Origin of the sequence: Pararhizobium sp. LjRoot255, assembly GCF_964252905.1 — a bacterium.
GTDB lineage: Bacteria > Pseudomonadota > Alphaproteobacteria > Rhizobiales > Rhizobiaceae > Pararhizobium.
In genome coordinates this window covers 327,714-339,250 of sequence record NZ_CAXUPQ020000002.1, presented here as the reverse complement: position 1 = coordinate 339,250, position 11,537 = coordinate 327,714, and the positions used below count along the sequence as shown (strand labels likewise).

Below are 11,537 nucleotides of genomic sequence, written 5' to 3'. Positions count from 1 at the left end.
ATGGAAGGTTTTGGCGTTCATACCAGCATGTGGACCATGAATTGGGACCGCGCGGGAGCGGAAAAGGCGATTGCCGCTGCGGTCAAATACGAGATGGATTTCATCGAGATAGCACTTCTGGACGCGCCGGCTGTCGATGCGGTCCATAGCCGCAAGCTTCTCGAGAAACACAAGCTGCGCTCGGTCTGTTCCCTTGGACTGCCCGAGCATGCATGGGCCTCGGTGCATCCGGAAAAAGCCGTCGAACATCTGAAGGTCGCCATCGACAAGACCGCGGATATGGGGGCGGAAGCGCTCTCCGGCGTGATCTTCGGCGGTATTGGCGAGCGCACCGGCGTTCCGCCCACCGAAAAAGAATACGACAACATCGCCCGCGCCCTGCAAGCGGCGGCAAAATATGCAAAGACACGCGGCATCCAGCTGGGTGTCGAGGCGGTCAATCGCTACGAGAACCATCTGATCAACACCGCTCGCCAGGCGGTGGACATGATCGAGCGCGTCGGCGCCGACAATGTCTTCGTGCATCTCGACACCTATCACATGAACATCGAGGAGAAGGGCGCTGCCAACGGCATTCTCGATGCGCGGGAATTTCTGAAATACATCCATCTTTCCGAAAGCGACAGGGGTACGCCGGGCTACGGTAATGTGCCCTGGGACGAGATCTACGCGACGCTCGCAGCAATCGGCTTCAAGGGCGGGTTGGCGATGGAGAGCTTCATCAACATGCCGCCCCAGGTGGCTTACGGCTTGGCCGTCTGGCGCCCGGTGGCAAAGAACGAGGAGGAAGTCATGGGCAACGGCCTGCCGTTCCTGCGCAACAAGGCGCGACAATACGGGTTGATCTGAGCGTCAACTTTTCCCCTTCGGCGGGAACAGCTGCACATGCAGGCAAGTTCGGGACGCGGAAATGATGGCAGGGCAGACGAACGATCGGATGGAAGGCGCGCGGCCCGCGACGGTCGCCGTCCTTGATGTTGGCAAGACCAACGTGAAGTTCAATGCTGCCACGGCGTCGGGCGCCATTCTTGAAACTCTGTCTATTCCCAATCCCGTATCGCAGGACGGGCCGTGGAAACATCATGACCTGCGGGCCCTGAGTGGCTGGGTATTCGATACTCTCGCCTATCTCGCGAGGCGCCATCCGCTATCAACCTTCGTCTCGTCCGGCCACGGTTCCGGCGGCGTACTGGTTGGTTCGGATCCCGACGATGATGACGGAACGGCTCTGCCGATGATCGACTACGAACAGGCCTTGCCGGACGAGATCCGCGAACGATACACGCCACTGGCCGGATCGTTCTTCGATCGCGGCAGCGCCATGATGCACGGGGCCACCCATCAGGCCCGGCAGATGTTCTGGATGCAACAAACAGAGCCATGGGCTTTCGCTCGTGCGTATTGGTTTCTTGGCGTTCCGCAATACTGGGCTTGGCGGCTGTCGGGCGTCGCCGTCTCGGAGGCAACCGTCCTCGGCGCCCAGTCGCATCTCTGGAACGTCGCGGAAAAACACTGGTCGCCAATTGTCCGCTCGCAAGGCTGGGAAAATCTGTTGCCGCCTTTCGCCAAGGCGTGGGAAGCGGTCGGCACCATCCGTCCGGCCCTTGTCAAAAGATATGGCCTGCCGGGGGAGATGAAGGTGCTGGCCGGCATTCACGACAGCAGCGCTAATTTCTACCGTTACCAGGCGGCCGGATTCGATGATGCAACCGTCGTGTCCACCGGCACCTGGATTGTTGCGTTGAGTGGTAAAACGCCGCTCATTAGGCTGAACGAACATCGGGGAATGACCTGCAACAGCGATGTCCATGGTAGGCCGGTCGGTGGCGCGTTGACGATGGGCGGACGGGAGTTCACCCATATCGCCGGTCGTGACGCCGACCGCCCCAACGCCGATGCAGCACTCATCAGGCAGATGATTGCGCAGGGCACCATGGCCCTGCCGTCCTTTGGCGACGACGACGGCCTTTTCCCCGGCAGTGCCGGCAAGGGGCATATTACGGGGCCTCAGCCGGTCGATGCAGCCGAGCGAAAAGCTTTGGCGGTGCTCTATACCGCGCTGTTGACGATCGAATGTCTCGACGCTTTGGGCAGCAGCGGTCGGGTTATCCTCGATGGCAGCTTTTTGCGCGATCCACTCTATGCGGCGCTCGTCGCTGCACTGCGCCCGCAGGGCGATCCGGTCTCCAACCTAGATACTTACGGCGTCGCGTCCGGTGCAGCGCTTCTTGCACGTCATGGAACCCGTGCGGCGCGCGCGGCGATCGCTCTCGAAAAGCCGCCGATTTTTCAACATCCGCCGGCCGAACTGCCAGCCTATGTCCGCCGCTGGCAGGCCGTGGCAAGGCAATCGGCAGACGCGAATTTTAATGCACTTCATAAAAGGTCCATCCAATGAGCGACAAACACACCGATACAGCGGCGCTGCGCCGGGACATGGTCGATACCTGCCGGCGGATGAATTCGAGCGGCATCAACCAGGGAACGGCCGGAAACCTGTCCGTGCGGGCCGGCACCGGTTTTCTCATCACGCCGTCGTCCTTGCCTTATGACACCATGACGCCGGCCGATCTGGTGGAGATGGATTTCGACGGCACCTATGCTGGCCGCCGGCCGTCGTCGGAATGGCGCTTCCATCGCGACATCCTGAAGAACCGCCCCGACATTGATGTCGTGCTCCATTGTCATTCGATCTATGCGACGACACTTGCCTGCCACCACAAGACCATTCCGAGCTTCCATTACATGACGGGCATCGCCGGCGGCACGACGATCCGCTGCGCCGAGTACGCAACCTTTGGAACACAGGCGCTATCCGATCATGCACTGGTGGCACTAAAGGACCGGCTCGCCTGCCTGCTTGGCCAGCACGGTCAGATCTCGCTCGGCAAGACGCTCGAATCGGCGCTGTGGCTGGCGATCGAGGTCGAGACCCTGTCGCGCATGTATGTGCAGGCCCTGACCCTCGGCGAGCCGCCGGTGCTGCCCGACGATGAAATGGCGCGGGTGATCGAGCAGATGCGCAAGATGAGCTACGGCCATGCGCCGGACGCGGAAGGGATCAACGACGTGGCCCGGCCGCGGGCAACCGCGTCTTGAAACGAAAGACCGCGAGTGCCGGCGCCTGCTGCCATGATCGGCGGGCATGGCGCAACGGCGTCACGATCTCGGCAATTTCGGGCGCGAGTGCGGTCTTGCTCCGTGTATTTCCTAGTGAAGCGCCCAAGAGTCACGTGAACCGGGCCACCGTCCTCGCGCGCGCCTTTGCGGCTTCTTCGTCCCGGTCGCGAGGCGGATGCGAAGTCTCCAGCGAATCGAGCAGCTCGTGGGCACATGCCGCGATCGAACTAACCGCGCGGTCGAACGCGGCCTCGTTGCGTTTCGAGGGTTTGGTCGTTCCGCTCAGCTTTCGCACGAACTGTAGCGCGGCGTCATGAACTTCCTGATCCGTCGCTGGTGGATCGAAATTGAACAAGGGTTTTATGTTTCGGCACATAGCTTGCTCCTCCAGAACTTTGCTCGCCGATGATGGGAATGATTCCTCACCATTGTAAACGCGGTAGGCCCGGAGATCGCCTCCGACAATCAAGCAATGGCGCTGATGAGGGACGACAGGCCGCCGAGCGCGTCACCTACCTGAGCCATAGCAGCAGCGCTGCCTCTCACTTTGTTGTAGGCTTGAGTGAGTGCCTGCGTTTGATTGCGGAGCGCTTGATTGCGGAGCGCTTGCGTCATCACGTACCGCGGTGCGTTGGCCTGCAATGCCTTGTTTCTCGCGTCCTACTCTGCCTGACTGATAGCACGGCCCGTTAATTGCACAGCTGGCGCAACAACAGGGGATGCACCGAGACTGATCGGTTGCAAGTGTTGCCCCGGATCCGCCAAGCTTCTGAGCGGATGCTTCTAGCTCGTCGACTATGCCTTGGTCAGCATAGGCCTGTAAGTCACCGAGGGCCGCCAAACGGACTCCAATCTGAGCACTGTCCAGCCTTTGACCTTGCTCGATTCCGGAATAGTTGCGCGAAGAAAGGCCCGCCGCGCACATACTGCATCACCTGAAGTTGCTCGTCCTGATCCGCAGCCAGTTGCTGCGACGAGGTGACTGCGACCTTTACGACCTCCGCGCTTCCAGAGGTAGCACTGCTAAAACCGTCAATATCGTTTTTGCTTGGTAAGGAAGCACAGGCGGTGGAAAGAAATATGACTACGCTGATCAAAGCGCGCATCAAGTATGTCCCCCAAGAAAAGATAGCTTATATCGTAGCAGTTGCAACAAAATATCTCGGAATTTTTCGCATCTTGTTGACTGAAACAAGCGGAGACTCTTGGATCAGGTTCTTTCGCTTTTATGAGGCGAGAACATCCGCACAACTCGAAGCGTGGCACGGGCAATTTCGGATACCGGCAATAGATTGGAAGAAGAACTACGGTCAAAAAAGCATATGCAATCGCACTACCGCTGATTGCGATTACTTATTCGTCGGTGGTCGCGTTCAGATCTGGAACAAAGCCGTCCGACGCCTGCTGATCGTATCGATCCGACCCGGCGAGGAAGGCCGGGGCGATAAGGTAAAGGATGCAGGCGATTGTCACGACGCCAGTGAACCCGACTTGCATTGCAAGCAGTGCGGCGAGGATCGCGCTTAGCACCGACGCACAGCCATTGATCCCCCACGCCCAGGCAATAAACGCCTCCGAGCGTGCGCCGACGTGGACGAGGCCGAGGGGAAACGGCATGCCCATGAAGACGGCGAGCGGCGCTATAAGGAAGAGTGCGATCGCGATCTTCGCGGTATCCGCGAGCGCCAGCAGCCGTTCGAATATAAAAGGGAGGGCGAGCAGGTAGGTGGCAGCCAGGAAGGCGATTACCACAACGGCGACTGCAATCGCGCGCACCGCCGATCCGCGCCCGACCCCCGCCATCCAGCGTGCGGCTCCGGCGCTACCGAGACCGGCGAAGGCGAGGAAACCCGCAAGCACGACAGCGACAGCGTAGAGCGGGTGGCCGAGGAACAGGACGAAGCGCTGGATGAACGCGATCTCGATGAAGAGGAAGGCAAGGCCCAAGGCAAGGAAGTAGAGTCCGAAGCGCAGCCGGTGTACGGCCCCCCCAAGTGTGCGTCGGCGAAGCCGGAGCGGCAACAGGATCAGGACGGCGCTGAGGATCGCGGCCTGGACGAGTGTCATCACTAGGATCAGATAGCCCCAGTCGAGCATGGCTGCCCCACCTTGGGTTCGCAATGTCAGGAGTTCGGGAAGGGCCCGCCAGCGAAAAAAGTCGAAGAAATAGGGCCGATTGTCAGTGGCCGGTGCAATGTCGAACTTGTATCGCTCTATGAAGTTGGCTCGCTCAGGGCCGAGGAGAGCCAGGGCTCCCTCATAGAGATATTCCTGGTCGAGCTGGTTGTAGTTGTTCACGGCGCTTGCGGAGATGCCCTGTGCCCAGGAGATGTCAAAGAAATTTCCGGCCGCGAAGCCGCGGATGGCTGCGACGTCTCCGTCGGTGAACGGCGACTTGGCGACGAGCAAGGTTGAAGTGTTCCAGCTCCGGATCAGCGCCAGGTGCCGGCCGGGCTCGGCGATACCATCCGCTTCAAGCGCGGCGATAGCGGTGGCGAACAGCTTGAGGATGTCGCGCGGCGGTACCCGCAGCCATCGCGTAATGGCGATGACCCCAGCCGGCCTCAGCACCGCGAGGTAATCTCCCAACGCCTCCACGGTGTAAGTGTAGTTCTCATGCATGCTCTGCACGCCGGCCGCGGCCGCGCTAAAGGAATCAAGGAGTGGTATCTGGATCAGGTCGTAGCGCTCGCCAGTTGTCGCTGCGTAGGCGCGCGCCTCGGCCAGATGCAGATGCACGTTTGGTCGGCTGAAGATATCGCCGACGAAGTCGGCGAAGCGGTTCCGAGCCAGGTCGATCATCTGCGGGTTGACCTCCACAGCATCCACGGTATCGGCTCCGGCGCGCAGCGCCAGCAGCACCTGCTCGCTGCCGCCGGCACCGAGGATTAGCACTCGCGGCCGCTCAAGAATGCGGTACGGGAGCGCCGCCGTTGTCCGGTCGAGATAGGCGATCGTCGCCGGATCGCCGCCGTAGGCAGTGAGCGCCGTAATACTGTCGCCATCGTTGAAGACGGCGAGTTGCGCCGGCGGCTCTTGGGTGTTGGCGAGGCTGAGGCCCGGCACGTAACGGAAAGGGACGGTCGGGCTCTCGACAACCGTCAGCAGTCCGAGCGGGCTCGATCGCTCCTCAACCACCCGCGCGTTAGGCACTTCGAGAGCCATGCGGAGGCCTTTGTACTGCGACATGTGCGGGCCGGGGGCCGTCCAGTACGGTGGCAGCCACACCGCGATGACCGCGGCTGTAATCCCGAGGCCGCCCGCGGAGAGCCACCGATGGCGAGCCATGCCGGTCGCGGCGAGGGCAGCCGCCGCGAACCCCAGCGCAGCGACGAAGCGCAGCGCCGCAGAGGGAAAGACCAGGAATAACAGTCCGACGGTGCCCAGAGCACCGCTCCCCGCGCCGACGAGATCAAAGGCATAGACGCGTCCGATCTGTCTAGAATGGCGGCTGAAAGCAAGGCCGATACAGGTTGCTCCGAAAAAGAATGGCAGGATCAGGAGAGCATAGCTGGCCGCCAGCCAACCGAGCTGCCCCGGATTCCAGACGATCTCAAGCGCGTTGAACGGTAGGCGTTCGGCACCGGCGAAGGTGGCAACCGCGGTAATGCCGAACAGCGCTGCCGACGCCGCAAAAGCGGCCGGATACCGTTCCACCAGGGGGCGGCGGGCGAACGCAAGGAAGGTACCGCTCGCGCCGAAGCCCAGGAGAGCGATGCTTATGATCATATAGGAAAAATCATGCCACTGAAGGATCGAAAAGAGCCGCATCAGCAGCACTTCGTGGGCAAGGGTCGCCGCCGATATGAGGCTGACTGGCAGCAGGCCCGCTCTCATCGGCCTTACCTTCCCTTTAGCGGCACAAAGCTCACTGGCAACAGCTGCCGGGTCGTGATGCTTCCGTCCCGTCGCTTCTCGACCAGCATGAGAACCTGGGTCGCGAAGGGACCTCCCACAGGGACGACCATCCGGCCCCCCTTAGCGAGCTGCTCGACCAGCGGCGGCGGGATGTGGCTAGCAGCGGCAGTCACTACGATGCCGTCGAAAGGCGCGTGCGCAGACCAACCATAATAACCGTCGCCTACCTTCACCTCAACATTGTCGAACCGGAGCTCCGCGAGCCGGGCTGCTGCCCTTTTGCCCAATTCCGGTATGATCTCAATCGAGTAAACCTTCGCTGCGAGCGGGGACAAGACGGCTGCCTGATAGCCCGAGCCAGTGCCGATCTCGAGGACAGCGTCACCAGGCCCGGCGTTGATCAGGTCGGTCATCAGCGCGACGATGAAGGGCTGCGAGATCGTCTGACCGTATCCGATCGGCAGTGGCCGATCTCGATAGGCCGCGCCGCGCTGCTCTTCGGGCACGAAAAAGTCGCGCGGCACCTTCCCCATCGTCTTGAGCACTGCCGGGTCGATGCCCTGACCCTCGATCGCTGACGGCGCCGAGCGGGCGTGCCATTTGATCGTTTCGATCATCGCCGCACGCTCGGCCAGGCGATCCTGAGCGGGCGCGGATGTCGAAACCACGGTGGCAGCGCTCGCGAGAACCGCCGCCAGTAACGCTTGGCATTGGGCTAGTGGACCCATAAGCTCTCTCCCGGCGAGAACGCCGAGTATAGCGGCGGCGGAGGAAATTTTGAACAAACTTCGCTCGGCTCTCAACCGCTCGCCAGCTTGAGACTTCTCGAAGGAGCGATAGCGCTGCTTTGACATCCCGATCACTCCGCCGCTTAGCTGGAGCCATCCGCCACCGCCCGGGCTGTGCAACTCCGACCAGCTCCGCCCGGGCGGCGGCTTACGTCTGTGTATATTCCGGTCGACAAGGTCCGGGCTATTGCTGCCGACACCACCCATCCTGCCACCTTCTTCTGTGGCGGCTCGCGCAATTTCCACAAATTCCTGGAGCTATTCGACAAGGTTTTCGTGCTGGATATAGACGTTGAGACGTTGAACCGACGATTAGATGGGCGGCCGAATGAGCCGGGCTTCGAGCCGGCCGAGCGGGCGCTGGTACTCCGCTACCATCATACCCGGGAATATCTTCCCGTCGGCATCAATATCGACACGGCGGGTACCGTCCCAAGTGTCGTCGACGATATCCTCGCTCAACTCTCCTGAAGCCCTGAAAGTATTGTGAATGGGATGGGAAGCACTCGATTATTGCGGGAAAGACCCTGGCCGCCTGAACGGCTCACTGGCGGCATTGTCGCTTTCGTAGCCGACTGGCAGCTTGCAGAACGACAAACCGGGGTGCGTCAACGACCGTCTTGGAGGCGCGTTCCGGACATGGTCAAGTCGCCTGACGGCCCCAAGCGGACACCGCGCTACCACACGCCTGATGAGTGTAGTTCAACGCGGCGCGTTCTCTCCCAGTTAGACGTATTCGGTTAATCGCCAAGCAGAGCGACTGCTTCTTCCCAGTTGGCAACCCGGTGAGGATAGTCCACAGTCAGGTTATGCGGCGCTGAAAACAGGATGCCTTTTCCTTGAAAGCGCGCGAAGTGGCGAACGTTATCATCGATCAGAAAGTCGGCAGCGAGGATGCTCTTATCGCCACAAAAGACGATGTTCAGCGCTGGGATGAAGGGAAAATGCTTCTGCAGCCATGCGAACTTCGGCGCACACGAGGCCGGATATTCCATGGCCGCCGTTGTGATGAAAACGTCGAACTTTTCCATCAGCTTCGATAGGGCCGCTTGGCTTCCAGGCATCACGTCGTAGACCCCAAAGACGCCGCCTTGGTGAAGCAACTCCTCCATAGCTTGGTCGTGTTCAGGGGCAACAAGCTTCCGCAAGGAGTTGCTCGCGATGTCGTCCGCCGACCATCGATAGCCGTAGGTCTCGACATACCAAGCTGCATGGTGCGCGTTAGCGTCGGCGATAACCTCATCCATATCGACAGCCAATCGGGGCTTATGATTTTTCACGTTAATCTCCTGGCGCGCTACAGCATCGCCGTAACACAACTGACGGCGCTATGGTACGGCAAACGCGTAATGGGAAATTTCAAGTCTTCATGAATGGTCACAATGCCCAGCTTGGCGCGAAGCAGTGAGGCTTTACCGCCTTGGCAATGACCGCTAAGAGGGCGCTCTGCTGACGGGCAGTTCGACGGCTGAAGCGGACTGAGTGCGGGCGGTCGCTTTTGGTGCTCGAGAAGCGATAGCAAGGCTGGAGCGAATGTCTGAGATTCGACCCAAAGTTGCCATGGGGTCTTCGCAGCGGCTAGCGCGAAGTTACCGTCCTCTTATAAAGATCACTGAAGCGGCGCAGAGTGGTTTCCCTTTTTCCGTCCCGAGCGTCCGCATGTTGAGGAATTGGCATTTCACATTTGCAACTGGAGCCAGCACAGACCGAAATCTGTCTGAGTTGCGTCGCGCCCAATCAAGCATTTCGTTGTCCACGCCCAAGCGCGAAAATGATGACTCTTTTCAGCTCATTCGAACGTCCTTGTCGCGACTGCCTTTGCGCGGTTGGATCGAATGAGGAAAAGAACATGGATTTGGATGGAAAACGAATAGTTGTCGTCGGTGGTAGCCGCGGGTTGGGCTTCGGAATGGCCGAGGCGTTTGTAGCGCGCGCAGCTAAAGTGACCGTCGTGGCTCGCGACGCGGCGACTTTGCAAGCGCTGGGCGAGCAACTAGCCGTGACGACTGTGTCTGCTGACGCGACTAATGCTGACGCCGCGAAGAGGATCATGTCAGAGACACGACCTGATGTCGTCATCATGAATGCCGGCGCGGAACCGCCCATGGAACGTATCGATCGTGTTGGCTGGGACGCGTTCACGACCAACTGGAACGTCGATGTGAAGGCCGCCCTGCATTGGGTCCAGGCCGCTCTGACGTTGCCGATGGCGTCGGGCGGGCTGGTCGTTCTCGTTTCCAGCGGAGCCGCGGTGCAGGGCTCGCCGCTATCGGGAGGCTATGCAGGAGCAAAACGGACGCAGTGGTTCATTGCAAAATATGCTGAGGGCTTGTCGACCCAGCTCGGCCTGGGCCTGCGTTTCCGGGTCATTGTTCCCCGGCAGATGTTCGCAGGAACCGGCGTGGGCAACGCCGGAATTTCCGGCTATGCTGCGGCGGCGGGCCGGACATTCGCCGAACAGGCCGCTACCTGGCCGGACATGACACCGCGTGGCTTTGGCGATACGGTAGCCGAACTGATCGGCAAGACGACGCTAGAAGAGGCTATGATCTACGCCGTGCGTGGAGATACGGGTGTGACGGTCATCGAATGACGGATGAAGCTGCCCTCGAAGCAGAAGCGAAGAACACACTGTACGCGGCGCTGGCCAAGGAGGCGGATGCCGTTCGCCCGGAACTGCATCGCTATGCCGCCCGATTGGTCGGCTCGGTGATCGACGGCGAGGACGTGATACAGGACGCGTTAGTCAGTGCATTCGGGATGGTCGGCTCGATCTCGTCCGGCACACCGCTGCGACCCTGGCTGTTTCGCATTGTTCACAATCGCGCCATTGATGCGCTGCGCCAGCGAAGTACCCGTCGGTCGAGGCCGCTGGAGACCGCCTTTGATCTAGCTGATGTCAGTGCTGTTGATCCAGAGGATGCACTGATTCGGCAGGACACGGTGCGGATCGCCTTGGCTCACTTTGCTAAATTGCCGGTGCCGCAGCGTAGCGCGGTGATCCTCAAGGATGTGCTGGGAGAGTCCATCGCAGACATCGCCGCGCTATTGGGCCTGAGTATCGACGCTGTCAAAGCCCACCTCTCACGTGGTCGGGCAGGATTGCGATCCATCTCCGAGTCAGAGTCCGAAGTTCCGCTGCCCCCAAGTGCCGAGGTTCTGAATTTCGCAGCGCTCTTCAACGCGAGAGATTGGACGGCCCTGCGCAGGCTGCTTGCCGAGGATGTTCGGCTTCGTCAGTCACGACGGCCGCAGGTCTCCGGTACGGCGAACGTTGGCCGATTCTTTTCCTATTATGCGGATTATCCGCGGGTCTGGGTCGAACCGGCTTGTCTGGAGGGCAGGGAAATACTGCTGGTCTCGGCTGCGCCGTCCGCTGCTCCTGCTTACTTCATGCTGCTTGAATGGAGGGACCAAAGGATAACACTGATCCGCGACCATCGATATGCGACCTACGTCATGGAGGGCGCGGCTGTGACGCGGGCCGCATCGCAACGCGAATATTAGGCCTGGCGCTCTCACGGCTCGTGTTGGCGCACAGATGTCGTCGCGTCAAACCAATTCGATGGCCGCTTTCGGTCCGAGGCAACAACTGCCTCTATGACCTACAAGACGGCGCGAAGCGGAAATAATTTCCGCTCTCGACTGCTGGCGGTACGGGGCCGGAAGCCAACTGACTGCTTTGGCGACTGGACGGCCGATTGCGGACGCTCGCAATACGAGCGTGCCAGTTTTCTGGTCCGGGGCCGATAGCAGACCGTCCGCTGCTAG

The 11,537-nt window shown here is 60.5% G+C and carries 9 protein-coding genes and 1 pseudogene; 6 read left to right on the top strand and 4 right to left on the bottom strand.

What is annotated here, in order from left to right:
* The 3 genes from ACSQ2W_RS20635 to ACSQ2W_RS20625 all read left to right on the top strand — a co-directional run bounded on the left by ACSQ2W_RS20635 (position 1) and on the right by ACSQ2W_RS20625 (position 3,099).
* A complete protein-coding gene (locus tag ACSQ2W_RS20635; RefSeq protein WP_436088090.1) occupies positions 1-849 on the top strand; it encodes a sugar phosphate isomerase/epimerase family protein in 849 nt (282 codons plus the stop codon).
* 64 nt (positions 850-913) lie between these two features.
* Positions 914-2,398 (top strand): FGGY-family carbohydrate kinase, encoded by a 1,485-nt coding sequence (locus tag ACSQ2W_RS20630; protein WP_436088089.1) that lies wholly within the window; start codon positions 914-916, stop codon positions 2,396-2,398.
* A complete protein-coding gene (locus tag ACSQ2W_RS20625; protein ID WP_436088088.1) occupies positions 2,395-3,099 on the top strand; it encodes a class II aldolase/adducin family protein in 705 nt (234 codons plus the stop codon). Before ACSQ2W_RS20630 ends, ACSQ2W_RS20625 begins: the two co-directional genes overlap by 4 nt.
* A gap of 130 nt (positions 3,100-3,229) precedes the next feature.
* On the opposite strand, the gene ACSQ2W_RS20620 is transcribed toward ACSQ2W_RS20625, so the two are convergent.
* From ACSQ2W_RS20620 to ACSQ2W_RS20610, 3 genes are all read right to left on the bottom strand, one after another.
* On the bottom strand, positions 3,230-3,496 hold the full coding sequence (locus ACSQ2W_RS20620) for a DUF2277 domain-containing protein (RefSeq protein WP_436088087.1): 267 nt from the start codon (positions 3,494-3,496) through the stop codon (positions 3,230-3,232).
* A 977-nt stretch (positions 3,497-4,473) separates the two neighbouring features.
* The gene (locus tag ACSQ2W_RS20615; RefSeq protein ID WP_436088086.1) at positions 4,474-6,957 is read right to left on the bottom strand and encodes an SAM-dependent methyltransferase; all 2,484 of its coding nucleotides are present in this window, start codon (positions 6,955-6,957) and stop codon (positions 4,474-4,476) included.
* Between the two features lie 5 nt (positions 6,958-6,962).
* A complete protein-coding gene (locus ACSQ2W_RS20610) occupies positions 6,963-7,706 on the bottom strand; it encodes a protein-L-isoaspartate(D-aspartate) O-methyltransferase (protein ID WP_436088085.1) in 744 nt (247 codons plus the stop codon).
* A gap of 225 nt (positions 7,707-7,931) precedes the next feature.
* Between ACSQ2W_RS20610 and ACSQ2W_RS20605 the strand changes: the two are divergent.
* A pseudogene (locus ACSQ2W_RS20605) lies at positions 7,932-8,237 on the top strand (nucleoside kinase); the annotation flags it as partial.
* 269 nt (positions 8,238-8,506) lie between these two features.
* On the opposite strand, the gene ACSQ2W_RS20600 reads toward ACSQ2W_RS20605, so the two are convergent.
* A complete protein-coding gene (locus ACSQ2W_RS20600; RefSeq protein ID WP_436088084.1) occupies positions 8,507-9,046 on the bottom strand; it encodes a 5' nucleotidase, NT5C type in 540 nt (179 codons plus the stop codon).
* A 569-nt stretch (positions 9,047-9,615) separates the two neighbouring features.
* On the opposite strand from ACSQ2W_RS20600, the gene ACSQ2W_RS20595 reads away from it, so the two are divergent.
* Together ACSQ2W_RS20595 and ACSQ2W_RS20590 are read left to right on the top strand one after the other, a co-directional pair.
* A complete protein-coding gene (locus tag ACSQ2W_RS20595; RefSeq protein ID WP_436088083.1) occupies positions 9,616-10,359 on the top strand; it encodes an SDR family NAD(P)-dependent oxidoreductase in 744 nt (247 codons plus the stop codon).
* A complete protein-coding gene (locus ACSQ2W_RS20590; RefSeq protein ID WP_436088082.1) occupies positions 10,356-11,273 on the top strand; it encodes an RNA polymerase sigma factor in 918 nt (305 codons plus the stop codon). Before ACSQ2W_RS20595 ends, ACSQ2W_RS20590 begins: the two co-directional genes overlap by 4 nt.
* Positions 11,274-11,537: the final 264 nt, after the last annotated feature.

What these genes read in the sequence shown, in the direction of transcription:
- ACSQ2W_RS20635 (WP_436088090.1), top strand. Translation starts at nt 1, where the DNA reads ATGGAAGGTTTTGGCGTTCATACCAGCATGTGGACCATGAATTGGGAC.
- ACSQ2W_RS20630 (WP_436088089.1), top strand. Translation starts at nt 914, where the DNA reads ATGGCAGGGCAGACGAACGATCGGATGGAAGGCGCGCGGCCCGCGACG.
- ACSQ2W_RS20625 (WP_436088088.1), top strand. Translation starts at nt 2,395, where the DNA reads ATGAGCGACAAACACACCGATACAGCGGCGCTGCGCCGGGACATGGTC.
- ACSQ2W_RS20620 (WP_436088087.1), bottom strand. Translation starts at nt 3,496, where the DNA reads ATGTGCCGAAACATAAAACCCTTGTTCAATTTCGATCCACCAGCGACG.
- ACSQ2W_RS20615 (WP_436088086.1), bottom strand. Translation starts at nt 6,957, where the DNA reads ATGAGAGCGGGCCTGCTGCCAGTCAGCCTCATATCGGCGGCGACCCTT.
- ACSQ2W_RS20610 (WP_436088085.1), bottom strand. Translation starts at nt 7,706, where the DNA reads ATGGGTCCACTAGCCCAATGCCAAGCGTTACTGGCGGCGGTTCTCGCG.
- ACSQ2W_RS20595 (WP_436088083.1), top strand. Translation starts at nt 9,616, where the DNA reads ATGGATTTGGATGGAAAACGAATAGTTGTCGTCGGTGGTAGCCGCGGG.
- ACSQ2W_RS20590 (WP_436088082.1), top strand. Translation starts at nt 10,356, where the DNA reads ATGACGGATGAAGCTGCCCTCGAAGCAGAAGCGAAGAACACACTGTAC.